General features: G+C 40.5%; 21 protein-coding genes. 5 read left to right on the forward strand and 16 right to left on the reverse strand.

From position 1 onward, the window contains the following. Positions 1–8: 8 nt before the first annotated feature. Together AACZ87_RS10200 and AACZ87_RS10205 are read left to right on the forward strand one after the other, a co-directional pair. Positions 9–1,736 (forward strand): HAMP domain-containing sensor histidine kinase, encoded by a 1,728-nt coding sequence (locus AACZ87_RS10200; protein ID WP_339866895.1) that lies wholly within the window; start codon positions 9–11, stop codon positions 1,734–1,736. Then, positions 1,733–2,428, forward strand: a complete 696-nt coding sequence (locus AACZ87_RS10205; protein WP_339866897.1) for a response regulator transcription factor — start codon at positions 1,733–1,735, stop codon at positions 2,426–2,428. Before AACZ87_RS10200 ends, AACZ87_RS10205 begins: the two co-directional genes overlap by 4 nt. Positions 2,429–2,624: 196 nt before the next feature. Here AACZ87_RS10205 and AACZ87_RS10210 read toward each other — a convergent pair whose 3' ends face one another. Continuing rightward, positions 2,625–3,638 carry a dipeptide epimerase gene (locus AACZ87_RS10210; protein ID WP_339866899.1) on the reverse strand — a complete coding sequence of 338 codons (1,014 nt, stop codon included), beginning with the start codon at positions 3,636–3,638 and terminating at the stop codon, positions 2,625–2,627. 93 nt (positions 3,639–3,731) lie between these two features. Between AACZ87_RS10210 and AACZ87_RS10215 the strand changes: the two genes are divergently transcribed. The 3 genes from AACZ87_RS10215 to rlmF all read left to right on the forward strand — a co-directional run bounded on the left by AACZ87_RS10215 (position 3,732) and on the right by rlmF (position 6,983). Beyond that, positions 3,732–5,213 carry a M14 family zinc carboxypeptidase gene (locus AACZ87_RS10215; protein WP_339866901.1) on the forward strand — a complete coding sequence of 494 codons (1,482 nt, stop codon included), beginning with the start codon at positions 3,732–3,734 and terminating at the stop codon, positions 5,211–5,213. An 83-nt stretch (positions 5,214–5,296) separates the two neighbouring features. Next, positions 5,297–6,028 carry an SIMPL domain-containing protein gene (locus AACZ87_RS10220; protein WP_339866902.1) on the forward strand — a complete coding sequence of 244 codons (732 nt, stop codon included), beginning with the start codon at positions 5,297–5,299 and terminating at the stop codon, positions 6,026–6,028. Between the two features lies 1 nt (position 6,029). After that, entirely contained in the window at positions 6,030–6,983 is a 954-nt protein-coding gene (gene rlmF / locus AACZ87_RS10225) for a 23S rRNA (adenine(1618)-N(6))-methyltransferase RlmF (protein ID WP_339866904.1), read from the forward strand. 105 nt (positions 6,984–7,088) lie between these two features. On the opposite strand, the gene AACZ87_RS10230 is transcribed toward rlmF, so the two are convergent. The 15 genes from AACZ87_RS10230 to AACZ87_RS10300 form a co-directional block, all read right to left on the reverse strand. Beyond that, positions 7,089–7,499 (reverse strand): OsmC family protein, encoded by a 411-nt coding sequence (locus tag AACZ87_RS10230; RefSeq protein WP_339866906.1) that lies wholly within the window; start codon positions 7,497–7,499, stop codon positions 7,089–7,091. An 82-nt stretch (positions 7,500–7,581) separates the two neighbouring features. Further along, positions 7,582–8,757 (reverse strand): DUF1972 domain-containing protein, encoded by a 1,176-nt coding sequence (locus AACZ87_RS10235; protein ID WP_339866907.1) that lies wholly within the window; start codon positions 8,755–8,757, stop codon positions 7,582–7,584. Then, positions 8,733–9,881: a glycosyltransferase family 4 protein gene (locus AACZ87_RS10240; RefSeq protein WP_339866909.1), complete on the reverse strand. Its 1,149-nt coding sequence runs from the start codon at positions 9,879–9,881 to the stop codon at positions 8,733–8,735. Before AACZ87_RS10240 ends, AACZ87_RS10235 begins: the two co-directional genes overlap by 25 nt. A gap of 14 nt (positions 9,882–9,895) precedes the next feature. Further along, the gene (locus AACZ87_RS10245) at positions 9,896–11,014 is read right to left on the reverse strand and encodes a glycosyltransferase family 1 protein (protein ID WP_339866911.1); all 1,119 of its coding nucleotides are present in this window, start codon (positions 11,012–11,014) and stop codon (positions 9,896–9,898) included. Between the two features lie 85 nt (positions 11,015–11,099). Beyond that, positions 11,100–11,975, reverse strand: a complete 876-nt coding sequence (locus tag AACZ87_RS10250) for a methyltransferase domain-containing protein (protein ID WP_339866913.1) — start codon at positions 11,973–11,975, stop codon at positions 11,100–11,102. 4 nt (positions 11,976–11,979) lie between these two features. Further along, positions 11,980–13,389, reverse strand: coding sequence for an O-antigen ligase domain-containing protein (locus AACZ87_RS10255; protein WP_339866914.1), 1,410 nt, complete (start codon positions 13,387–13,389; stop codon positions 11,980–11,982). After that, the gene (locus tag AACZ87_RS10260; protein ID WP_339866915.1) at positions 13,380–14,315 is read right to left on the reverse strand and encodes a glycosyltransferase family 2 protein; all 936 of its coding nucleotides are present in this window, start codon (positions 14,313–14,315) and stop codon (positions 13,380–13,382) included. The genes AACZ87_RS10255 and AACZ87_RS10260 overlap by 10 nt, the downstream gene beginning before the upstream one ends. Next, positions 14,299–15,588 carry an oligosaccharide flippase family protein gene (locus tag AACZ87_RS10265; protein WP_339866917.1) on the reverse strand — a complete coding sequence of 430 codons (1,290 nt, stop codon included), beginning with the start codon at positions 15,586–15,588 and terminating at the stop codon, positions 14,299–14,301. The genes AACZ87_RS10260 and AACZ87_RS10265 overlap by 17 nt, the downstream gene beginning before the upstream one ends. A 13-nt stretch (positions 15,589–15,601) precedes the next feature. After that, positions 15,602–16,669, reverse strand: a complete 1,068-nt coding sequence (locus tag AACZ87_RS10270) for an exopolysaccharide biosynthesis protein (protein ID WP_339866918.1) — start codon at positions 16,667–16,669, stop codon at positions 15,602–15,604. Further along, positions 16,669–19,248 (reverse strand): SLBB domain-containing protein, encoded by a 2,580-nt coding sequence (locus AACZ87_RS10275; RefSeq protein ID WP_339866919.1) that lies wholly within the window; start codon positions 19,246–19,248, stop codon positions 16,669–16,671. Before AACZ87_RS10275 ends, AACZ87_RS10270 begins: the two co-directional genes overlap by 1 nt. Positions 19,249–19,368: 120 nt before the next feature. Further along, positions 19,369–20,373 carry an SPASM domain-containing protein gene (locus AACZ87_RS10280; protein ID WP_339866921.1) on the reverse strand — a complete coding sequence of 335 codons (1,005 nt, stop codon included), beginning with the start codon at positions 20,371–20,373 and terminating at the stop codon, positions 19,369–19,371. A gap of 45 nt (positions 20,374–20,418) precedes the next feature. Then, complete coding sequence (locus AACZ87_RS10285) at positions 20,419–21,459, reverse strand: adenylate/guanylate cyclase domain-containing protein (protein WP_339866923.1); 1,041 nt, start codon at positions 21,457–21,459, stop codon at positions 20,419–20,421. Between the two features lie 11 nt (positions 21,460–21,470). Continuing rightward, positions 21,471–21,851: a response regulator gene (locus AACZ87_RS10290; protein ID WP_339866997.1), complete on the reverse strand. Its 381-nt coding sequence runs from the start codon at positions 21,849–21,851 to the stop codon at positions 21,471–21,473. After that, a complete protein-coding gene (locus tag AACZ87_RS10295; protein ID WP_339866924.1) occupies positions 21,851–22,768 on the reverse strand; it encodes a HAMP domain-containing sensor histidine kinase in 918 nt (305 codons plus the stop codon). The genes AACZ87_RS10290 and AACZ87_RS10295 overlap by 1 nt, the downstream gene beginning before the upstream one ends. 1 nt (position 22,769) lies before the next feature. Beyond that, positions 22,770–26,459: an ATP-binding protein gene (locus AACZ87_RS10300; RefSeq protein WP_339866926.1), complete on the reverse strand. Its 3,690-nt coding sequence runs from the start codon at positions 26,457–26,459 to the stop codon at positions 22,770–22,772. Between the last annotated feature and the right edge of the window lies 1 nt (position 26,460).

The raw sequence follows: 26,460 nt of genomic DNA on the forward strand, positions 1-26,460 counted from the left end.
TTTGTGCAATGTCAAAGAGTAACATTATCTTAATCGTAGTCTTGATGTCCCTGGCCAGCTTTGGTTTGATGGGATTCCAATTCTATTGGGTGAGTAATGCTATCCGTATTAATAGAGAGCGCTTCGATCAAAATGTTCTTCAAGCACTTTCAGGTACGATTGAGCAATTGGAAAAAGGTGAGACTTCCGCCGCATTCTATGGCTATATGATGCAAGACTCAATCATGAGTAGATCTCTATTTGAAAAGATCGATCCGATTGATTTTGACCTTACGGTAAATTCCAGAAGAACCCTGAGATCCAGACCCTCATTAGTAGATTCCTTTTTTCAGGAAAGTCCTCCTCGGGTAAGCCAAACCTTCAGGAGAATCCTTGAATCAAGAGGATTGGACATGAATCAGCTGGAAGAGTTAGAGTCCTTTTTTACCTACATGACTCCCGAGCTAGCCTCCAAGATGCAGTTTACTCCAGATGAAATGGAAGTTTTGCTTCAAGAAAAGGAACGCCAACTTTTGTATTTAAGTCAGCGGGAAAATTCTCCTAGAAAGCCGAATGTTCCTACTACAGAACAGATTGTGGAGATGCAACCTGAGTTCAACATCAGCCCAGATGCTTTGGAGAAAGTATATAGAACAAATATTAAGATCGATTTCATAAATAAAGCCTGGGAAGAAGTAACTGCAGGGCAAAAAGCGATTCTAGATCGGCTAGATACGGCACGAGTCAGGCAACTACTGAAAAGATACCTCCTGGAAAGAAATATTTCAGAAGAATTTGAGCTGGGACTGCTTAAGGATGATGGGCTATTGCTTCCTATCGGACCTGTCAAGCAGCAGTTTGTACTTGTACAGCAAGGTATTCAGGCAAGACTTTTCCCAAATGATATTTTTGGTAAGGAAAATTTCTTAACCATCTATTTCCCAGAGAAAACCAACCATGTTATTCGGGAAGTTTGGCTACCTATATCCAGCTCCATTGTATTCATCGTAGTGATCATTTCCTGCTTTATCTATGCGATAAAAGTGATTATCCGTCAGAAGGCACTTTCGGATACCAAGAATGATTTCATCAATAATATGACACATGAATTCAAAACGCCTTTGGCTACGGTGAGTTTGGCAGTGGAGGCGCTTCAAGACCCCGAACTCTCCAGTCAGGATAAATTCCGAACGCGTTATTTAGGAATTATTAAGGATGAAAATAAGCGTTTGGTCTCTCAGGTGGAAAACGTTCTTCAGGCTGCTGCGTTGGACAAGAAGGATTTCAAGCTAAAAATAGAAGCACTTAACCTGGCAGAGATTTTGGAAAGCACAGTAGATCACTTTGGGCTACAAATCGAAAAAAGAGGAGGTCAGATTACTTTTATCAATGAGCTGGACGAACCAATGATTCAAGGTGATCTTTTTCACCTCACCCATATTTTCAATAATCTGCTGGACAATGCCAATAAGTATTCACCTGAAAATCCTTTTATCACGATTGAAGCCAAAGACGATTCAGAGCAAGTCTATATTACAATCAAGGATGAAGGTATAGGGATGAATAAAGATGCGCAACGCAAAATTTTTGATAAATTTTACCGAGTGCCAACCGGAAACGTACACGATGTCAAAGGCTTCGGTCTTGGATTATCTTATGTAAAAACCATGTTGGAAGCTCACAAAGGAGATATTCACGTAAGTAGCGAACTTGGAAAAGGAAGCTCATTCACCATCAACTTACCCAAGAAACAATGAGTAAAGCAAAATTATTAGTAGTCGAAGACGATCCAAATCTAGGAGATATCCTACAGGAATATTTGGAAATGAAAGGTTATGAACCAACGCTCTGCCGTGATGGTGAAGAAGGTTGGAACAAATACAAGAAGGGGAAATACGACCTTTGCCTTCTGGACATCATGATGCCGAAAAAAGATGGGTTTACCTTGGCCAAGGAAATTAAGAAAGTAGAAGAAAACCTTCCTATTCTATTTCTAACCGCAAAAAACCAAAAAGATGACATCATCGAAGGTCTGAAAATAGGAGCTGATGACTACATCACCAAGCCATTTAGCATGGAGGAATTGCTCCTTCGTGTCAATGCTATCTTGAAGCGAACTCATAAAAGTGAAGAAGTTAATCCGTTGAAGGTATATACTTTCGGAGGATTCACTTTGCACTACGACGAGCAATTCCTGGATGGTCCAAAAGGACGCCACAAATTGACCTCAAAGGAGAATGAATTAATCCGACTGCTTGCTTCGGAAATCAACAACTTGGTAAATAGAAGCCAGGCACTGAAACAAATCTGGGGTGATGACAGCTACTTCAACGCAAGAAGCATGGATGTATACCTAAGCAAAATTCGAAAGCTGCTGAAAGACGATCCGAAAGTACAGATTATCACTGTGCACGGTGAAGGCTTTAAGCTGATCGTGAGTGAAGGATGAGAAGCCCGATGTTTGATGACTGGTGTCAGATGTGAACACGATTAAAGTTTGAAATAGGAACTTTCCAAAAAATCCGAAGCGACCTAAAAGCCCTTCGGATTTTTTATTATTCTAAAATCTTGTTTCTCGGCTCTAGAATCTTGATTCTACTATCTAATTACTTTTGTCTTAATACTAAGGCCTTACTAATTGTTACTCAATCAATCATTTCTGCACCGATACCATTTCCTGCAGGGAAAGTGACTTTTTCGGGTTTGATAATTACACCTTTTGCAGGATCTTTGGAAAGCAACATCGCGCCATCCATATCCACATAGTCTAGTAGTGGTGCTATATGAGCAATCGCTGTGATTCCTACAGAGGATTCAGTCATGCATCCAACCATGGTTTTCATTCCAAGTTTCTTCGCCTCGTGGATCATTCGCAATCCAGGGGTTATCCCTCCGGCTTTTACCAATTTCACATTGATTCCATGAAAAAGCCCGTGGCATTTTTTAACATCGGATTCTACGATGCAACTTTCGTCTGCTATCACCGGAAGCTTGCTGTATTTAAAAACCTCCTTCATTCCTTCCAAATCATCCTTTCCTAATGGCTGCTCCATAAATTCCACGCCTAGTTTCTCCAACTCAACGGAGTAAGATATTGCTTGCTCAGCTGTCCAGGCACAATTGGCATCTATTCTAAAAACAGCATCGGTATGCTTTCGGAGTTCACGGATAATTGCCAAATCATCTGAAGTGCCCAGCTTTATTTTATAAATAGGCCAGTGGACTTCCTTCATTTTTGCGACCATCTTTTCCACTGTATCTATACCAATCGTAAAGTTGGTCAATGGAATATCAGCAGGGTTTAGCGCTAGCAATTCGTAAAGCTTTTTCCCTTGTTTCTTTGCATAAAGATCCCAAGCGGCCAAGTCCAGCGCACATTGGGCAAAAGGGTTGTCTTTAAAAGTCTCTAGACCAAGACCCCAAAGTTCAGCTGGAGTTTCCCATTCACCTTTTTCCACGATAGGTCTGAATTTCTCCAAACATTCCGACATATTCGTAATAGTGATCCCATAAAAGGGATTTGTAGTCGATTCACCTAAACCATACAATGCACCATCTTGCAGTTTTACTAGTATGGTATCTTGCACATCCCTGCTTTGGTGGGCGATGGTAAATGTATGTTTGAGAGGAAGATCGACAACTTGGAAGGATAAATTCATTTGGGCAAATATTCTATTTGGAGCAAAATTAAAGCGTTTTTTGCTTGTATGGTAGAAAGGATTACATTTTATTCAAGGTAAATAGAAATACTTATGAAAGCCAATTCTAAACTCTCAATTAGCTTGTTTTTGCTGTTATTGATTTCATTTGTTAGTTGCAAAACAGCAAACACACTGATTTCAGATCCTACTTCAGTTTCTACTCTTGAATCCGCCTATTCAAAATTCAAAGAATCCACTATCACCCATAGAAGAGTTAAGCACGCTGACTTACAGCCTTTAATCCAGAAACATACCGATGCTTTTGCGGTCTCTAAGTTGGGAGAATCAGTGGAAGGCAGAAGCATATCCAGTTTGGATTGGGGAAATGGTAAAACCAGAGTGATGCTTTGGTCTCAAATGCACGGAAATGAAAGTACAGCGACCATGGCTCTGTTCGATTTGTTCAATTTTCTTGAAGGCAATGGAGATGAATTTGATGATTTGCGGATTCTTCTAAAATCACAGCTGGATCTTAAATTTATCCCGATGATCAATCCTGATGGCGCTGAGCAATTCAAACGAAGAAACGCAATTGATATAGATTTGAACAGAGATGCGATATCTCAGATTTCTCCTGAGGCTATCATCCTAAAAGGCGCACGAGATGATTTCAAACCCGAGTTTGGTTTCAATTTACATGATCAACAAACCTATTATAATGCCTCTGGAACCCCAAAGCAGGCCACTATTTCAGTTTTGGCGCCAGCATATAATTATGACACGGACGTAAATGCAGTAAGGACCCGAGCCATGCAGACAATTGTTGGCATGAATGAGATTCTGCAGCAAGTAGTGCCTGGTCACGTGGGAAAATACGACGATGCATTTGAGCCGAGAGCTTTTGGGGACAACATCACCAAGTGGGGAACAAGCACTATTTTGATCGAGTCTGGAGGATATCCAAATGATCCCGATAAGCAATATATCCGCCAGCTGAATTTTATGATTATCCTTAATGCCTTGGAGCAAATTGCCACCAAAAGCTACGAGCAATACACTGTTGAGGAATATTTTGCTATACCTGATAATGACCTGCAGTTGGTTGACTTGCTACTTAATGAAGTTCAGGTGCCAGTAAATGGCAAATACTTTCCAGTCGATCTGGGAATTAGAAGAAGAGATATTACAGCTGGGGAAACCTATTACATGTCTGCTTCGGTGGATGATTTGGGAGACTTGCAGGTGTATTTTGGATTAGAGGAATTTGATGCTTCTGGGCTGAACTATGTTGAAGGCAAAGTCTATGAAAGTGAATTTGATTCGGTCAAAATGCTTGATGAAGCAAAAGCAATAGAGCTTTTGAAGCAAGGGTATTTGGCAGTAAAAGTTAAAAATGGAGCTAAAGGCGATTTGCATAATCTTCCAATTTTGGTGTTGAAAAGTACAAATACCTTTTCTTCTGGCTGGAGAACCGGGGAAGGGACGAATTTCTTTTTGGAGAAAGATGGAGTGAAAAAATATGCAGTAGTTAATGGATATCTGATTGATCTGGAAAACCCCAAAGATCAGGAGTTTAAGCAGAGGATTTATTAAAGGTTAAAATTTCAAAATGTTTAATTTAACCCGCCACTTGGCGGGTTATTTGTTATTAGCCATATAAATAATTTTTAGAATCCATGAAAAATAATGTATCAGCCATTCTATTTGCAGTAGCGATCGTAATTGCTTCGATTGTTTTAGGAAATGCAATTATCAACCGAAACCGACCTCAAGGTACAATCAATGTCACAGGATTGGGCGAAAGCAACTTCACTTCCGATCTGGTGGTGTGGGAAGGCAATTTCAGCCGAGAAAGCTCTGATTTGAAATCTGCCTATGCTGATTTGGAGAAAGATAGAAAGCTAGTTTCGGACTATTTGATTTCAAAAGGAATTCCTGCTGAGAAGTTGATTTTCAACGCAGTTAATACCAACCCAAACTATGACCAGAATTATTCAAATGATGGCCGATATTTGGGACAAACCTTCAAAGGTTATACTCTTAGTCAATCCTTGAAAATCGAATCTACAGAAGTGGAAAAAGTAGAAAAGATTTCGCGAGAGATCACAGAACTGCTCAACCAAGGAATTGCTTTTTACTCCCAGTCTCCACGCTACTACTATACCGAGCTGGAATCATTGAAGTTGGAAATGATAGCCAAAGCTACAGAAGATGCAACCATCCGTGCTGAGCGAATCGCCGAAAACTCCAAGGGAGATCTTGGCGATCTGATCTCAGCAAATATGGGTATCTTTCAGATCACCGGACAAAACTCCGGGGAAGACTATTCCTGGGGTGGTACTTTTAACACCGCCGACAAAAACAAAACCGCTTCGATTACGATGAAGCTTATCTTTGAAGTAGATTAATTTGAAAGAATCAGAAAATACTAAAACCGCCCTTCACTCCCGCAATGCCCATCGCGAGCGTTACGATTTCCCCAGCTTAATTAGCACTCAGCCTGAGTTGGGCAGATTCGTGGCAGAAAATAAATACGGAGATCTCAGCATTGATTTTTCTAATCCCAAAGCGGTCAAAGAACTCAACCGAGCTTTGCTGAAGCATTTTTACAAGATTTCCGAGTGGAATATTCCGGATGGATATCTCTGTCCACCTATTCCTGGACGCGCTGACTATCTTCATTACCTGGCCGATTTGCTTTCAGACAGTAATTCAGGAAAGTTACCAACAGGTGAAAAGATAAATATCTTAGACATTGGAACTGGTGCAAATTGCATCTATCCAATGCTTGGAAATTCGATTTACAATTGGAGATTCATAGGCTCGGAGATTGACGAAAAAGCTTTGGATTCTGCTCAGGATAATTTGTATGCTAACCCTCAGTTTCGAGGAAACATCACGCTAAGACTGCAGGAAAACTCCAAGGATATACTTTCAGGAATAATCAAATCTGACGATATTTTTGACTTGGTAATCTGTAATCCTCCGTTTCACGAGTCCCAAGCTGCAGCTGAAGCTGCGAGTACCAGAAAAGTCAAAAACCTTAAAGGCAAAGTTGGCAAAAAGGTGACGCTGAATTTTGGAGGTCAAAGCAATGAACTTTGGTGTGAAGGAGGGGAGTCAGCTTTCATCCAAAAGATGATTCGCGAAAGCGTGACGTTCAAATACAACTGCTTTTGGTTCAGTACAATTGTTTCAAAAGAAGAGCATGTTAAAGAGCTTATTTTGGCACTGAAAAAAGCAAGAGTAGCAGAGCGAAAAGTTATAGAAATGACGCAGGGAAATAAGAAAAGTAGATTTATTGCATGGACTTTCCAGAATCCTGAGCAGCAGGAGAATTGGAGAAAAAGGAGATGGAGTTAGAATTTGAAATTGGTGGATTTGAAATTTGAAATTTCGGAAATAAGTACGGCGCTTTGAAATGAATCAAAGCGCCGTACTTAAATCTTAATACTTGATTCTTGGTTCTTAATTCAACGTGCTTTCCACACTGATCTCCAAATCCAAAACTCTAGAAATTGGGCAGTTTTCCTCAGCATCTTTCACTAGCTCATCGAATTTATCCTGAGCGATACCGTCCACTTTAGCTTTGAGCACCAAATGTGATTTTTTCAACGTTCCTTCTTCGAATGTGATATTCGCCGTCACATCCAATTCAGTAGCTGTAAATCCAGCCTCTTGTAAGTTGAAGCTTAATTTCATTGCGAAGCATCCAGAGTGAGCTGCTGCGATTAATTCTTCAGGATTGGTACCAACTCCACTTTCGAATCTGGACCCAAAAGAGTATTGTGTTTTGTCTAAAACAGTACTAGGCGTAGTCAAATGACCTTTGCCTTCTTTACCTGTTCCTTGCCATACGGCGGTTGCTTTTCTGATCATGGTTTAAAAGATTTTAGGGTTAAAAGTTATAGCTATGAAAGGAGATTATTAGCGCAAAAGTTCATGAAAAATCAGGAAATCCTTAGGATTCTATCTTCTCCATTTTAGGTTTCTCAGGCGGATTTGTAGAAGTTATGATCCCAGTCAAATTCTCAAAAACCTCTAAATATTGGTCTGTGACATAATCCCAATTGTATCGTTGAATCAAGCCTTCTCGAGCCGTGCCTCGAAAATAAGCCATTCTCTCAGTGCTACTTTCGGCAGCTTCTATTATGTCTTGAACTGATTCTGTTGACTTTTTGAAATACCAGCCATGCTTTCCATTTTGCAGCATTTCTTGATTAAATGGAGTATCCAATGCCAGAATAGCACAGCCAAAGCCAAGCGCTTTTAGCATGGCCGGATTGGTTCCACCATATTCGTGGCCGTGGAAATAAGCAAAACAGTGGGAATACCAGGCCGCTAATTCATTCTGGTCTGTCACATAACCCAAAAACAGCAATCTATCATCCTCTTTTTTCTTTAGAATGGTAGCATAATCGTCATCAAAAGGAACATCACCTACTATGACTAGCTTTCGTTTAGAGTCTGACTTCAAAAATCCCTCTATTATTAAATCGGCATTATTATCAGGGATAAGTCTGCCTACGATCAAGAAATATTCCTGTGGTTTGACTCCCCATTTTTCTATAGGCTCCGGATCCACGTCTGCACGTGGGTTAGCACCATATGCAATGACTTTAGAGTCCGCATTGAATAATTCCTTGTACACACGCTGCATCTCGTCGGAATCGTTAATCAACTGATCGTAATATTTAGTGGCCATTTTTGAAGCCCAGAAAAAATATTTGGATGCTATACCGTGCCATTTGGGTCTCAGCCATTCCAAACCATCCACATTGATCACGGTTTTCTTTCTGAAAAAACGAGGAATTACACCAAATGGTCCATTGGCACTGTTCACTACAAGGATCACGTCAATATCTGAGAAACAGGCATGAACCATAGAAAAAAAACTGTGAGAGAGCTGAGTGAGTTTTTTGGATTCAATCGCAATTGAATAAATGCATTCAATTCCATTGACATAGCGAGGTTTCTGTGGAAAAAGTGCTCTGTGATTATATACCCGGACATGAACACCTCTTTTCACAAGTCGCTCTCCCAGCTCTCTAATCATCGTATCATAACCACCGTAAACGTATGGATACCCCTTTGCCCCCATTATGGCTACTTTCAATTTCTTTTTAGCTGTTGCCATAAATGGTTTTCAATGTTTTCCTTAAAACTATCCAAACTGAATTCCTTCAAAACACGATTTCTACCAGCACTTCCAAACTTCACTCTAAGTTCTTGGCTCAAAATTAACTTAATTAAAGCATTTACGCCTTTTTCTAGGTTGTTAATTGGAAATAAGTAGCCAGTTTCGCCCTCCAAAATCATTTCCGATGCTCCACCAGAGTGCGTAGCTACCACTGGACAAGCAGCAGCCATAGCTTCCAAAATAACTGTAGGCAAGGAATCAGGTAATATTGAAGGCAATACAAACACATCTGTAGTAGTCAGAATCCCAGCAATATCCTCTCTAAAACCAAGATTCGTCACACAATTTTCAAGCCGATTTTGGAGGATAAATTCATTGATTTCCTCTTCCAAATTTTCATATCCAGGATAAGGATCTCCAACTAGCAAAAAGTGACATTGTGGATAAGTCAAGGAAATCTGCTTAGCCATTTCCAAAAAGAACAGTTGCCCTTTCCCAGGATTAATCCGACCAACCATCGTAATTACCACCTTATTTTCTGCTATTCCGAGCTCCTGAGCAGGTATTCTCTTTGCTTCTAAAAATTCTCTGTATGGAATTCCATTGTGAATAACACGAGGCTTTGAATACTGCAATCGACCCTCCCAGTGGCGCTTTACAGCATTTGAAACGACTATCGGCGAAGGAGTAGTACTATCTAGCATTTTCCTCAGCAGACCAACCAATGGAGGCGGTCCAAGCAGAATCTCGTGTATATGCCAAATGTGTGGAAGGCGATGCCACTTTGCCCATTGTGCTCCTACCACCACAGCTAAAGTGTTCGAATAAACGAGTTTAAAATCAAACTCACGATGAAGCTTATCTAAAAATCTATAGGCTTTAAAATTCTTACCTATTCTATTTACTACTCCAAGCGGATTTACATATTTCCGACGAAGAATTCCTAGATTTTGAATCCGAACATCGACCTTCAACTCTTGCAAATGTAATTGCAAAGGCCCAGGCTCAGGTAGGACCACCACTGGGGTAACCCCAGCATTTTTGTAAACTGTCACTACTTCTATCAGAATCCTGGATGAACCATAGCGGTCTGAAGAACTATTAAGGAAGAGTACTGTCAATTGAAAACAGGTTGTTATTTCTTAAGGATTACATTTTGAAATCCCTCAATAAACTTTTGAGCAGAAAATTTCTTGGCTTGCTCATGACCTTTTTGGATCATCAAATTGACCAGGTCAATATCTTGGGTCAAAAATATCATTTTTTCAGTCAAATCTTGTTGATTCCCTGTCTTGGAAACTAACCCAGCATCTCCTGACACTTCCACCAGCGCTGGTTGATCTGCATGGATCACAGGAAGTCCATAGGCCATCGCCTCTATTATTGGGATGCCAAAGCCTTCATTTTCTGAAGGAAAAGTATATGCAAATGCATTTTGATATAAGGCTTTCACTTGATTATCATTCACATAGCCAGGTAATAAAACACTTTCTTTAATCCCCAATTCTACAATTAACTTTTCCACAATCGGAAAGTCATTCATTTGCGCGCTTTGACCAGCGCCCCCTGCTAATACCAGCTTAAAATCTGTCTTCGTTTTTTTGAGAAATTGATCAAAAGCCCGAACGAGTAAGGGCAAGTTTTTACGTTTATCAAACGTCCCAAGATGAAAAAAGTACTTTTTGTTTTTCAAACCGTTTTCCTCCAAAAATGCAAGATCAAGCCCATTTACCAGCGTTTTTGGAGCTTGATAGATTACCGAAATAGGGTGATTCTTTCCAAGGTGTTTTTCCAAGGAGGCTTTGGAATACTGGGTAGTCGTGATCAACTCTGTATTCTCCTTAAGCCCTTTTTTAATCAATCTAAGAAAATAGGTTCGCCACCATTTGGGATAATTTTGAGGCATTTGCCAAAAGAATGCATCGTGGATCACCGTAAGTCTACGACAGGACAAACTAGCCACTGGAGAAACAAAATCCGGACATATCAGCACATCTGGCTTGTACTTCTTGACCATATCCGGCAATTGAAACTCTTTCCATCGAAAATAATCCAAGTGATAATTAAGCCGCTGGATTTTGGATTGCTCTCCTTTAAACGTCTGATCTGCACTCTGCTCATCTGGATCGTGGGAGAAAATCCATTCAATCTCCGGGTGTGGATAGGTGCGTGCTGCATGCGCAAGCTCCATCATGTAGGTTTTGATGCCTGTGGTGGCGACGTTGAGGTATTGGAGATCTAAGAGGACTTTCATTCGTTCAGAATTTTCTGGCTAAGGTCAAACTGCCCAATTACCATTCCAGAGTTTGGCTAGTAAAAAGTAGATAGACTAGATTCAGCTATTTCTTGCAAACTATCCATTGATTAACCTGAAAAGCATTTTGTACCAACCTATTTAACTTTTTCTTTAAGGGCATTTTATACCTAATCAGATTGCTAAACTTCTCTCCAAAATTATGGGTGAAATGATCATAAACTTCTAAACCTTGCTCTTCACAAAGATATCCAAGCAATTTCTTAGGGAAAATAAACGTGTGCTCAAGGCCATCGATCACATCTGGAACGTTCATCTTGAGCATTTTTGACCAGCGATGAAAACGGTAGAGATTACTAGACATATTTGGAGTGCCAATTGCAAGATATCCACCTGGATTTAGGATTCGCTTCATCTCAGAGATATAGGCTTTCGGGTCCAGCACATGTTCTATCACGTGAGAAATGTGGATAAAATCAAAATAGTTTTCAGGATATTGAGCCTCCCAAACATCTCCCTGAAAGGTCTTAACTGGAAAATGTTCGTTTACAAATGTCAAAGCGCCAGTATCGAATTCCGTGGCATATAACTCACATTTCAATTGATGTGCATAGGCAAGCCCCAAGCCTAATCCACAACCAACATCCAAAAGTTTGGATCCTGCTGCAAGCTTAGAAAGAAACCGTGCTTCTTTCTTGATTTCAGTTTCGTTTAATTCCGATATCCTTTTGAAATGATTGAGAATAAGGTTCTTATAATCAACAGATTCGTAATGATCCTTCTCGTAATAATTAGTGTAATAATCTGCAAGTTCTTTAGCATCTGCCATAGGATTGGCAAAGACCAACTTGCAATTCAAGCATTGAACTCTCGAAATATGTGGCCCTTTTCGATGCGTATCTATCGCAAATCCTTTCAGACTCTCAGAACCACAAATCGGACAGTTTCTATATAATATCATAAACTCAAAGTGCTAATTCGTTTCTATAAACCTCTAACTGGATTCTGGAATACTCGCGCACACTCAATCCCACCATCCACCAGGAAACCCAAGAAACATAGGTGTAGATTTCCACATTGGCAGTAAATAACGGAAGTAACAGCCCAGCCTTCACTGTGCCCGCTACAAAAGCCATTCGTGCGACATTCAGGTTTTCAGAATTTTTGAATACATAGATCGAAGTCCAAATACCCGTAAAAAGAGTGCCTATGTATAGCAGCATCCCGATCCAGCCCAACTGAACACCGTAAATCAAAAACTGATTTTCTCCGCCTACCCTTAATTCATCCGTCACAGATCCAAAATTCCCGCTCATCGCCAACCCAATTCCCTGCGGATTGGAAACCATAGACTCTAGAGCCAGCGCCCATTCCACCACATGCCCAATACTAGATGAATCTGCCAACGTTAGTGTGTCCACTACAAAGAAGTAAAAGTCTTCTGAGGCAAAAATGACCACATAACCAACAAAAAGAACCAATGTCAGGAAACCAAAACCGATCAATTTATATAGCTTGAATACCATTGCAACAAAGAATATCATAAGAAAAAAAGCTGCAAAAGATGCTCTTGAGGAGGCAAACACTAAGCTTCCCATAGTGCAAATCATGATCAGCAAATATTTCCATTGCTGGGATTTCTCTGATGTCAGAAACCAAATTAGACCTGCTGTAAATCCCATCAAAACTGAACTTGCCAACTCCAAAGGATCGGAAAAGAAGCTTCCTAGACGCTTCAATGCATTGGCAGTTTCAAATGTCCAGGTCAAATTATAGTTTCCTTCAGGTTCAATTCCATTGATTTCCTCATTAAATAAGGCATAGCCAGAAAACTGCTGTAGATGTGCATTCAGCAGGAAACTTTCCACCAAATTCACTACGAAAGCACTGATGGCGATTACAAATATGATCTGGAAAAGACGCTTGAGCTCAAAGTCTTCAAATTGTGTATTTCTTCCAAGCATATAAACCAAACTTGGAATAAGCATACTTTTGAAGTACAAAGCTTTGTTCACAAAACTTGCCTGACCGATTGGTAGAAATAGAAATATCACTGCCAAGCCTATAAAAGCTAACATAAACCAATCTGTACTTTTGAGGCGAAAGGGATAATTAAAAAGCTTGCGCTGGTAAATAACAAAGACTAACCCCGCTATCAGCACGATTAATTCTTTACTGACTTGGAATAGACTTAGTAGCAGTGGAGACCTGGTGGCTAAAAAAGCAACACTAAGCGTAGTAATGTAAAAAGGCAGAAATGCTGCCAGAAAAAATATAAAATACGTCCATTTTCCTTTAAATACCATCTGCTGAACTGTCCAGAGAAATCCAGCAGCTACTGCAAATGCGATGAAAAAGAAAAATACTACTGCCATACTTCTGCTTTTTCTAGGGGCAATGACCAGCCATACTTGATTCCTCGAGCGACGGCTTTTAGCTTTTGAAATCTCCCACGAGCACAAAAATAGCCCATCCAAAGGACAAATCGAGCCAAATGATAAGAGGCTGAAAGGATAAACTGCAGACCATGCGATTCAGACCGAACCAGAAAAAATTGATTGCGCACATGGTAATAAAAGACTGTCGCGCTGAGCGTACCTTCAGCATGCTTTTTCTTGGAAGAAGCTCCAGCTTCATGGTAGATCACAGCTCGACTAGCTAACTCTATATCGTATCCTTTTTCCCGAAATCGTAATGACCATTCCACATCTTCAAAGTACGTAAAGTAGCTTTCATTAAGAAGGCCAACTTCTAGCAAGGCATTTCGAGTTATCAACATGCAGCAACCGGTAGCCCAATCTAATTTGCTGTCTTTCGCCTTATATTCTTCCAGCTTTTTTCTATCTCCACTAGTAATCGCTCTACATAAGAGTTGATTCCATTTACCTCCTGCACTCCATATTTTCTTTCGATCATGAAGAAAGCATATCAATGGCTGAACGACTCCAAGAGTTGGATTCTGAGGAAATTTCCGCAGCATTTCTCCCAAAAAATCAGGCTCCACAATCGTATCATTATTCAGAAGCATCACATGAGAATACCCATCATCCAACGCTTTCTTTATGCCGACATTATTTCCTCCAGCAAAACCAAAATTTCTTTCGTTTTCAATTAAGTCTATCTCTGGAAATTTGGACTTTAGAAGCGCCCCCTCTTGGTTTTCGGAGGCATTATCTACCAGAATAATTTTGAAATCGGGGAAATCCGTCTTGCTCAATGATTCAATACAATCTGCAGTGAATGCGTACCCATTCCAGTTCACCAGAATAATTGCAACAGAGGGATCAGGAGTAAAAGCCATGGAAAAGTTTACGATTTCGGGTACGTAAAAGTACCATGCAAATGCAATAGGCTACAATCTCTGTGGATAAAATACCATAGCAGAGCCCAATTCCTCCATAGAAATAAGTCAGGATAGAGGTCACGATCAACATGTATAAACACATCATCCAGCTTGCTTTGAAGAGCAATTGCTTCAAATCTGCGACCAGCATCATGGTGATATTGGGGATATTCAGACACGAAAGAAATAAAAGAGGGGACAAAAGCTGCAAATACGTAACCGATTCATTAAGCTCAGATCTGGACAATACGTTGATTACCCAAGGTGCAGTAAGATAAGTCAATGTAGCAATCACTGCTCCTCCAATAAGAACTCTTATATATACCAACTTCAAAAAACGGTAGAAGGACTTCTCATCTTTCCTATAAAGTTTGGAAGCATTTGGAAAGATCGCCTGCACAATCATCGCAGGAAAAAGTCGTAATACCATCACCACACGCTCAGCCAAACTGTACATTCCGAGCGTTTCAGCTCCAGCAAAAAAGCTGAAAATTATCAAGCCTCCATTGACTGAAATATATCCGGTCAGGTTACTGAAAAAGAATAGGACATTCTCTTTCATACTAGTCCAAATCGCAGAAAACTGAGGTCTATAAAATCGAATTTGTAAGAAGGTGTGGATGTATGCCAGCAAAAACAAGTTGATCATCAAGCCAGAGAAACCCATCATAAAATTGACCCATTTGCTCAGCTCAGGCCTGTGGATAAACAAGACTATCCCCATCAGAAATAGCAGTTTGCTGAAAATATTAGCGATGCTGATCAGCTTCATTTTTTCCATCCCCTGAAAAAACCAAAGCGGTAAAGTAGCTTCAGAAAACAACAGCAGAACGGAATAGACCAGTATCAGCGGGTACTCCTTGAAGAGGTTCAATCCATAAACTCCGAAAATAATCAGAGCTGCGGCAAAAGCCGCCAGAAGGATTTTGGCAGAAAAAATATTTGAAACCAAATGTGAAAGCGCAGTTTTATCTGTTTGATTGATAGCAACTTCTCTAGGTGCGCTGAGATTGTATCCAAAACCGACCATGATATTGAGCAAAACAATAACGGATAGCGCCAGATTCACCAAACCAAATTGATCGACTCCTATCCCTTGAATAAGCAAGGGCATGGAAATAATAGAAATCAGAACATTGGAGGATTGAATAATCGCCAGAAACAGAAAATTCTGAATGGATTTATTCTTTATAATATCGCCGAGCGGGAGGAGACCAAGTTTTTCTAGCATGCCAGCTTATAGTTTAGCTTTCCTGCACATGCTTTTGGTACAGTCTTCGAAAATAAACCATAACTATGGCAAGCATTCCTAAAATCGCACAGCCGTAAACCATCCCTTTTACCAGACGGATTTCAGATCTTTCCAATGGAAATCTCGGAGAATCGATGATTTGAATCAAAGGAGAATTGTTTCGATGATTGACTTTGGCGATTTCTAAGTTTTTGACTACTTCCTCATAAACTGCGCCTGTCGCTTGCACGTCTATCTGACGCTTTCGGGATTCTATTGTAGCTGATGAAAGCAGCGGATTAGCATTTGGAACCCGATCAGATGCTGACGCAAAAGCTCCAATACTCTCATCCAATATTTTGCGGACACTATCAGCCTGGGATTGAAGAATTGCTAAGTTTTCACTGGTTTTTTTCGTCTTTGTCTCTCTGTAAAACTCATTTACATTTTCCACCAACCGCTCATTGAACACCTTAGCATAAGCTTCATCTTTTGAAAGGACAGACACTTGGATTATCGTCAATTTCCGGTCTGGCTTAGCTACAGAAAGTTGTTTTTCACGTACTAGTTTAGCGACTTCTTTTACCACAGAATCCTGGGAAACGGTGAAGTTTTCTCTAGGAATGGAAAAGTCCATAGAAGCTACATCCACTTTCGAAGACCACTTTTTGTCGATTTTTTCAAATTTAATAAATCGATCTATCAACAGCTGATTTTCATCAAAAGGACTTAGAAGTGCTTCATCCAGCATTCGCTCAGAACGATAAAGCTCCATAATATTATCTCCCTGAAACAAGCCGCTGGTGCCTCCCATGGATCCAAGATTTACCCCTACCAAAGAAGCCAATCCTGACATATTTCCCATTCCTCCTCCATCGCCATCTTCAAGGACAAAAGAAGTAGTAGCAATGAACACAGGTTTCTTATAAATGGAAACCAAGGCTCCTAAAACTAATCCAATGACCCCGGCAAGGACTAAGATTTTCCACTGGGACATAAAATAGGAAAACCATCCAGAAGTGTTTTGAATGACTTCCTTGATCGTAAATTGATTATCTGTAAAATGCTTTGATCCAGCCATTACTGCCAGTTGATTTGTGAAATGACTAATCCAAGCGTGGCGAGTCCCGTGGTAATCCCCACGATCTCTCCTAATCTGAGAGGTACTTTCGGGCCTTTAGTAGGTACAATAACCTCAGCTCCAGGTTCTACTGGAGGATAATTTCTAATACCCAAAAATCCTTTGGTTCTTTTCACAGCACCATTGGCATAGACTACATAGGTTTGCTTCCTATTTGCCCGACGCTCAAACCCACCAGCTCCATTGATGTAATGCTTCAAACTGCGATTTGACTCATGGCGAAGGGTAGTCGGATAAACTACGTCGCCCCGCATTCGGACGGTTTGGAATAACTTGGGAACCGATAAAATATCTCCCTCTTCAATGAGAATATCATCTTCAGAGCCAGGGTTTTTCATGATTTCTTCCAGATTTATAGCCACTGCTTCTGTCTCTTTCAGCTTTACTGCAAATCCTGGAGTTTCTGATGCTATCTGATCTAATGATTCTTTTTTGGTTTGTGCAAGTTGATTATCTACAGGTGAAACTTTCTCAGGAAAATCAGATAATAAGCGCTGCAGCAATTCTGCCTGTGCTTCTGAATTCCCTGGGTCTTCCGCAAGTTTCAAACGCAGCGCTTCCAGATTTCGCTGACGGCGAAGTTGCTCTGACTCGGTGTTGAAAAATTCAGTTCTTCGGATTAATGTAGCTCCTTTAGCGTAGGCAAATTTATTAAGTCCTCCAGCCCGTTTGATAATATCAGAGATTCGCTCCCCACTGCTTTGGATGGCAAAAATACCGGGGGAATTAACCTGACCTTCCACTGCCACTAACTTTTGCATGGTGAAACTAGCCCGCTTTCTCACAATCACTTGATCAAATGGTACAAGAGAAGGAGAATTTGGATTGTAGCCCAAATCTGGATTTACTTGAGTAGGAATAATATCTGCCAAGGTTCCCATATCCGAATCTTCCAATCTTCTGGCAATTTCTATATCCTGAGCATTTGCAGATTCCTGAAAACCCCCAGCCATTACGATTAGGTCTTCAACCTTCATTTGAGCTGAAAAAGGGTAAACTCCAGGTCTTTTTACCTCTCCCAGAATCTGCACATATTCTTCATTATTGATATCATAGATACTTGCTATGCGGATTACATCTTCCCTCTGAAGGATAATGTCCGGAGCTGTACCATCCAGCACCTCTTTTAAATTCACTTGAATCATTTCGGTACTTAAGTCATCCTTGGTCCGCAAAACGCTAGCTTGTACAGTATATGCATCGCCACGAAGACCCTCTGCATTTTTCACCAATTGAGATAAGGTAAGCCCATCCGTCAATGCAAATGTACCTTCCCGATACACTGCGCCTTTTATCTGTACTCGATTAGAATAGCGATCTAGTATTCTCTGAACTGTGATTTCATCTCCTCCTTTCAAGAGAAACAAGTCAAATTGATTTTGGTAAACATCAGATACGGAACGTTGATTTCCATTGATTCTAGAAATCGACACACGGTCTTTGAAGGCATAATCCGTAAATCCACCGGCATATCTTAGTAGATCGGAAAAATCGTCCTCCTTGCCCATTTCAAAGACCATAGGGCGCTTCACTTCTCCTTTGATTTTCACATGAGAAATGTATGGATCTACCAAAATCACATCCTGATCTTGAAGTTTTACATCCAGCTGAGCACTACCATTGATCAACAAATCGTAAATATCAATCTCTGCGATTTGCTTGTTATTTCGTACCAATTTGATTTTGCGCATGGTCCCATTTTCGCTGGGTCCGCCTGCCGCATACAATGCATTGAAAACTGTGGAAAAAGCACTCAGCGTAAATGTACCTGGGAGTCTAACTTCCCCTAAAATATTCACTTTGATCGTGCCAACATTCCCTAAAGTCACTTGAAGAAACGTATTTGGATTACTTCCCAAAAGGCCCGGATAATATTTGCCTACGCGGTTTTTAAGAATCCCAGTTGCTTCTTCTATAGTCTTACCAGAAACTGAAACTGGGCCTATATTATCCAAAAGTACAAAGCCATCCGGATTAACACTGGCTTCATAATACTGCTCTGATTGGCCATAGATATCCACATAGATCAAATCGCCAGAGCCCAGAATGTAGCTCTTGGGAGTTGCTTGATTCAGACTTGGTTCAAAGCTTAATCTTCTATTTTCTTGATAAAATAAAGAAGAGCCAAATATCTCATTCTCGTCCGGCTTGGAGGACCTCGCATCGGAAAATTGAAGCATACCGAGGGCAATTTCATCAGATCCAACTTGCTCGCGGCTGTCTCTCTTGGATAGCTTTGTACTTCTTCCTGAGGCGGTTTCTTTTTCTTCTATCCTCAGTCTCATTTTTGAAAGTTCTTCAGGAGGCATCCCTTGAATTTCCAGTGCTTTAAGGAATTCAGCTTTAGTAAGTCCAGCATCATAAGCCCGGTCGAGCAAATCCTGCACTTGTTTATCAGAAAGCTCGTCGACTTTGATCTTGTCCGCCTCATTCATTTCTTGCGCAAATGCTTGAGGGATAGTTAGCCCGATGAAAGCTAGGAAGATGAAAAAGTAAGAGAATCGTATAATTGAAATCATATAGAAAAGACAGTTCCAGGTGAATCAAGAACAAATATGGACATTAAAAATCCATGAATTTCTTAATTCTACCAAATATAGTTCCAAAAACCTAAGTTCACACGCTGCTAGCGAACATACTCACTCCGTACAATTCCGGCATATTTCGATCTGCGATCGATCGCTTAGCAATTGCTTTCTGAAGTTCTGGTAGGGAAGTGATGACCAGATGGCAGCGAAAGATTGGGATTTCAATTCTCCCATGACATATTCAGCATCTTTGTCAAAGCAGCACGGGACTATTTTTCCATCCCAGGTGGACACAGCTCCTTGCCACATTCTCCAGCACTTGTTTTCCAGCTTTTTCTTCAGTTTCCACTTGCCTTCACCAGTTGGGACATATCTGGAATAGCCCAGATCTGAAGGAATGAGCTCCGAGCCATTCTCAAAATCATAGATCTGTGTTGTTTTCAACTGTAACTCGTCTACTTGCATTTCCCTTGCCCAGCGCTTCAAATCTGGAAGTTGATATTCGTTTTGGCCAGTTACCAAAAACTGCAGCACCACTCGAGGGAAGCGATTTTTGGATTTATTCCGCTCTGACAACAGCAATTTTATTCCCTCCTGAACCTTCTCAAGGTTTCCTCCTACACGATACTTTTCATAAATCTCCTGCGTAATCCCATCCATAGAAACAATCAATTGTTTCAATCCGCTTTGTAGCACTTGCTGGACTTGCTGCTCTTGAAGGTAGTGTGCATTAGTAGAAGTAGAAGTGAAAATGCTCTTGGAATTGGCATAGGAAACCATTTCCAAAAAACGTGGATTAAGAAATGGCTCTCCCTGAAAATACAAATGAAGCCAGGTAAGATAACCTTTCACTTGGTCAATTGTGTGCGTGAAAAGCTTCTCCTGAAGCATTCCAGTAGGTCTTGAAAATGCGCGCAATCCAGAAGGACATTCGGGACATCGTAAGTTACAGCTCGTAGTAGGTTCTATGGAAAGCGTAGTGGGTTTGCCCCAAAGAATGGGTTTGCCTAGAATCCTTGAAAGCTGGAATGAAATAGCTAGCATGACGTAATTCAAAAATTTCTGAATCGTCAGGAGATGTAAAAATGCAAATGCCGTGATCAGATTGTTTTTCACAGCGTCAATTAAGGCATAGAATAAGGAAGAAGCAATGGATGCGGGCTATTTTACCACTTCCAAAACGGATACAGGTTTGGATTTATTTTTAAGAGTGAATTCGCCTAAATTTTGAAAAGTAAATTGATCTGTAATCTCATGTGTACATTTCTCCAAAATCAATATTTGACCTGGAACAGCTGCATTTTGAAGTCTTGAAGCCACATTCACTGCGTCACCAATTACGGTATAGTCCAGTCTTTTCAAGGATTGGGAACCAATATTTCCCGAAACCATTTCTCCTGAATTTAGTCCGATAGACACCTTTGGACTGAAGTTCGATTTTTCGGAATACATAGGCATTGCATTCATTTTATCCCTAATCGCAATACAGGCTCTCAATGCTCTTGCTACTTGATCGGGACCTTTAAAAACTGCCATTACCGCATCTCCAATAAATTTGTCTACTGCACCTTTTTCTTCGATTATTTCCCGGACCATTAAGTCAAAATACTCGTTAAGCAAGGGCACCACGATATTTGGTTCTTCATTTTCAGAAATCTTGGTAAATCCACACAAATCCACAAATGCGACTGTAGCCTCCACCGTTTCATTTTCCATCAGTGAAGTCTCCGACTCCTTTCCCACCATAAAATTGAGAACCGTTTCATCCACATACATTTTCAGAATATTATTCTCCCTCATCGCTGTAAGGGTTGATTTGATCTGATTGATGTGCTGCATGGTCTTCTCGATGGTAATCTCCAAATCCTGAAAATCCACAGGCTTGGTGATAAAATCAAATGCACCTCGATTCATCGCTGTTCGGATATTATCCAAATCTCCATAAGCAGAAATTATCACCGCTTTTAGCAGCGGATTTTGCTCCTTGACCTTGGTCAACAGTGTCAACCCGTCCATTTCCGGCATATTGATATCACTTAGAATCATATCGATATCCGGCTGCTCCTTGAGAAGTTCCAATGCTTCCCGACCGTTGAGCGCAAAAACAAATTCGTATTCTCCTGCTCGAATTTTACGCCTGAATTTCTGTGTGATCAAGACTTCCAAATCTGCCTCATCGTCCACTACAAGTATCTTAGACATAATCGTATGATCTACTCTTGATTGATTATTTTACCAATTTCTACTCTAAGCGAATCAAAATCTATTGGCTTTGTGAAAAACTCCTTTGCCCCAGATTCCATTGCTTTTTTATAATTTTCTGTATCTCCATAGGCGGAGATCATGCTTACGTTGATGGCTGGGAATTGGCTTTTTACTTTTTCCAATAATTCTAATCCCGTCATTCCTGGCATGTTGATATCCGAAAAAACATAAACCACTTCCGGTGGATGCTCGCTATCTAGCAACTTGAGCGCTTCATCTCCTGAAAAAGCAAACGCAAGTTCAATAAGGCCACTTCTGACTTCTTTCCGGAACTTCTGGCGAAAAAGTAACTCTACGTCTCGCTCATCATCGACTATTAAAATCTTAATCATTTTATGGATGGTATGGATGGTAAACTTATTTCAAATCTGGTAAACTCGCCTTCTTTTGAGGAAATGGAGAGTGTACCCTTATGAGCTTTTACTATATCATGTGTAATAGAAAGGCCTAATCCTGTGCCTTCCTTTCCTTTTTTGGTAGTAAAAAATGGCTCTAAAATTCTATTTAAAATCGGCTCAGGGATCCCAGCGCCGTTATCTTCTATTTCTGCAATTATTTTGGTTCCAGTTTGCTTAGTCCTGATACTCAGTTTTGGCTGATAGTCAGACTTTTGCTCAGCTTCCCCTAAGGTATTTGACTTGCTCCGCATAGCGTCAAAGGCATTATTGCACAAATTTACGATCACTCTGCTGAAATCTTCAGCTATGATGGAAACTTGCCCTATCTCAGTATCCAAATTCCACTCAAAACTTACATTGATAGGAGTTTTTCCAGCCCGCATTCCATGAAAAGCCAGATTGACAAATTCCTGAAGTAGGGTATTCAAATTCGTAGGAACAAACTCTCCCTGACCTCCTCTAGAATGCATCAACATGGACTTGACTATCCCATCGGCTCTCTTCCCATGAAGCAGGATTTTCTCCAGATTAGCTTTAATATCCTGTAGCAAGTCACCTATTTCTTCCTTTGCTTCAGTCTCACTTAGCTTCTTCAACTCTTCCTTTATCTCCTCCACGTATTCTATACTGAGTTCAGAAAAATTATTAATAAAGTTGATTGGGTTCTTAATCTCATGAGCGATCCCAGCAGACAGTTGCCCAAGACTTGCTAGTTTCTCTTGCAATAGCAATTGCTCTTGAAGCTCCTGATAATCCTTCAGGGATTTCTCCAATTCCATTGTCCTAACACCAAGCAAACGCTCTAGCTCTTTATTTTTCTCAATCCAATCTTCTTGTACCTTATCCATGTTATTGGGTATCTATTGGTAATCGAATACAAAACTCTGTTCCTACACCCTCCGTGCTTTCTACAAGGATCTCGCCTCCATGTGCTTTCACAATATCGTAACTAATTGATAGGCCAAGCCCCGTACCTTGTCCAGTAGGCTTAGTTGTAAAAAATGGCTGAAAAATTTTCTCCTTTACTGATTTTGAAATTCCCCTTCCGTTGTCCTTCACAAGTATTTCTACCCAATTTTCTAGACGCTTGGTGCTCACTTGCACCGTAGGCTCGTACACTCCGCCACTTTCCTGTTTCTTTTCTGTTACTGCGTAAAAAGCATTATTTATTAAATTAAGTAAAACTCTTCCCAATTCCTGCGCAACAAGGTCGATTTGACCAACATTAGGATCTAAATCAGTCGTCATTGTCGCATTAAAAGACTTATCCTTTGCTCTTAATCCATGATAGGCAAGTCGAAAATATTCATCGGTCAGGGTATTAATATCTGTCAAAGCCCTATTTCCACCGCTAATTCTACTATGCTGAAGCATAGCTTTTACGATGGCATCTGCACGCTTACCGTGTTGATTGATTTTGTCCAGATTCTGCTGGATATCCATACTAATTGCCTTGGCTTCATCCAAGTCTCCTTTTTCTAATTCTTCGCGCATCTCTTCCAGAAGTTCTCCACTTACCTCTGAGAAGTTGTTGACAAAATTTAACGGATTTTGAATCTCATGCGCTATACCTGCGGTCAATTCTCCAAGAGAAGCCATTTTTTCAGATTGGACTAGTTGACTTTGCGCATTTTGCAGATCATCTATACTTTTCTTTAGCTGAGCAGTCCTGTGCGAAACCCGTTCTTCCAAAATGCGGTTTTCTTTTTGCAAATATTTAGATCGCACTTGGACGATGGCATAAATAAATGCTGCTAATAGGGAGGCAAAAATCACATAAGCCACCCAAGTTTGCCACCACGGCGGAGAAATTGTGAATTTGATAGTCGCTTCCTCACTCCAAATCCCATTAAATCCCCGAGTAGTTACTTTGAATGTATAATCACCCGGAAGAAGGTTGTAGTAATTTTGGGTCATACTTCGCGGGCTTATTTCTGACCAACTCTCATCTTCTCCTTGCAAAACATACCGATAAACAATTTTATCTCTCCCCAAAACATCCATATTCATAAATGAAAAATTCATGGAGTTTTGGTTGAATGGAAGTACCAAACCTATAGGCATTTTAGTCACCAGATTCACACTATCCCACCGGATATCATTTTGTTCTAAATAACTGCTATCAACAGGAATATCATCCTTGGTATAAAACTCAGTATGATCTGTATTCCATAGTGAGTCTTGTTCAGTGAATTGGCTTTTGGTAAAATCCGTCCCAAGAAAGTCAGGATTTTGATCCATAATATTTATTTTGGTGATGACTACCGAAGGGCGCAATGTGTCAATTTTTGGCACTTGGGAATTCACAGACATAATTGGTGCAGCTCCCCACCAAGCATTCCCATTGGACGTGTAAGTAGCTGTTGCTTGATTGTAGTCATTGAATGGAAATCCTTCTCTTTTTCCGTAGTTATAGAAACGCCAGATAGCTTCAGGATTATCTATTTGAGGTCTTTTCACAACCACAATTCCATTATCGGAACCAATATGCAGGTCTTCACCCACTTCCAGCATGTCATACATCACTGGAGGATTTAGGCCTTGTGCAGGAGTTAGATTTGTAATCGTATCGGCATTCAAATCAATGATAGAAAAACCCGCATCGCCACCTACTACTATTTCCTCTTTCTTAGTTTTGATCATGATAGAGGTATAGTCACTAGTCAGTCCTGTAGACTCACTTAAATAGCTGACATTTCCAGATTTAGGATCAAAAATATCTATCCCTATTTCGTTGCCGAACCAAATTCGCCCATCCTTATCCTCTTCTATTAGCCAAACCCGAGAAGAGGCCAGACCTGAGGCTACATCTGCCTTTTCGAGCACAGTGAGGTCTTTGTTAAATTTGAGCACGCCATCGACAGTTCCCAAAAATATGTTCCCATTTCTGTCTCTTATTGATTTCCAAGCGATCCTGGCAACCTGCTTGTCTAACTCATAAACGGAGGCCGTTTTGGTACTTAAATTAACTAGCGTAAATCCACCAAAGCTTCCGAACAACAGCTCATTTGGTGATATTCTCGAAACAGATCTATGGTTGTTGACATTTGCATTCCCTGGGAATTTCAGAAGGTAAATTTTATCCTTTTTAGGATCATAAATATTTATGCCCTCATAGGTAGCCATCCAGATCATCCCATCCGGACCTTCTTGTATTCCCCAGACTTCATCATTCACTAAGCCGCTTCTGGCATCAAAGTGCTGAGCCAGCATGCCTTCAGGATTGATTAATAATGCCCCAGTATTCTCAGTACCAATCCACACATTTCCTTTTGCATCAGTCATGGTAGCTGCAGGAAAACCACTAGTTACGAATTTCGCCCCGGTTTTGATTTTCTTAATTTTTTGAATGTCTGGATCATAGAGTGTAATCGTATCGTTGTCAGTAATCCAAGCCCTATTGTGCAAATCAAATGTTACAGAAAGTGATTTACCAAAAAAACCCTGATCAGGACCAAACTTGGTAATTCTATTCTCTTCTAATGAAATTGAAACTGGCCCATCTTCAAAAGATGAAACCCACACCTCTCCTTTGGCATTTTCAGTAAATTCAAAGTAGAACCCTGACGGGTGTAGGCCAGATTCATCGCCGATGAATTTAACAGAAGTTCGCTCAGCGTTTAAAACCCCAATTTTCCCTCTTGTGCCAAACCACAGGTTATTTGAACTATCCCTAAATACTCCTGCGGATGTAATGCCTTCGAGGACGTTCAATTGATGTAGCTTCTGACTTTCAGGATCGAGAAAATGGATTCCAGAATCAAGATTGCCTAGCCAAAGTATGCCAGAATCATCCTCATGTATTCTGGCGAATTGGGTTCCGATCTGGTAATTGGTAATTACGCCGCGGTAAATATCAAGCACATATATCCCCGATAGCTGAGATAGGATGAGCAGGTTTCCATTCGCTCCGATTTCCAAATCAACTATACTATCGATTAGTCCGTCAGGATTTCGTGGAAGGATAGTATAATTCTCAAATTGATCTCCTGTATACCTGGATAGCCCACGCTCTGTCGATATCCAAACTATACCATGATCATCAGTTACCATAGCGTAGACTCTATTCCCAATTAGGCCTTCAGTCTGTCCGATTCTCAAAATCCCAGCATCGGAAAGATCAGATTTAGATAGAAAGGCCAGTTTACTTATTTGAGGTTCTTCTAGCAGTTGTTTTTTGACTGTAACAGCTAACCCAGGAATGGTATCCATGCTGATGTTAATCTCCTCACTCCACTTTATGGCGGTAGGTTGAGGCGAGGATTTTAGGGGTCTAAAATCGAAAATAGTAAATGGCTTGGATGGAAGCTTATCAAAGTCAATTGCGTATTCAATTGCCTTAGGCACTTGTTCAGAAGAAACTTTAGTCCAGTTTAGCAGCTTTCCTTGGGGTATTTCGAATGATTCAATTGAAGGTTCCTCATATCCAGAGGGATTTTCAGGGAAAGGCACGTCATTCCCTTGCTGGCAAGCGGTAGCAAGTACGCCCAAACTTAAGGTGAGAAATTTTAACACATTATGACGGTATCTTTTCTCCATA

Source organism: uncultured Algoriphagus sp. (assembly GCF_963974365.1).
In the GTDB taxonomy this organism is placed as follows: domain Bacteria; phylum Bacteroidota; class Bacteroidia; order Cytophagales; family Cyclobacteriaceae; genus Algoriphagus.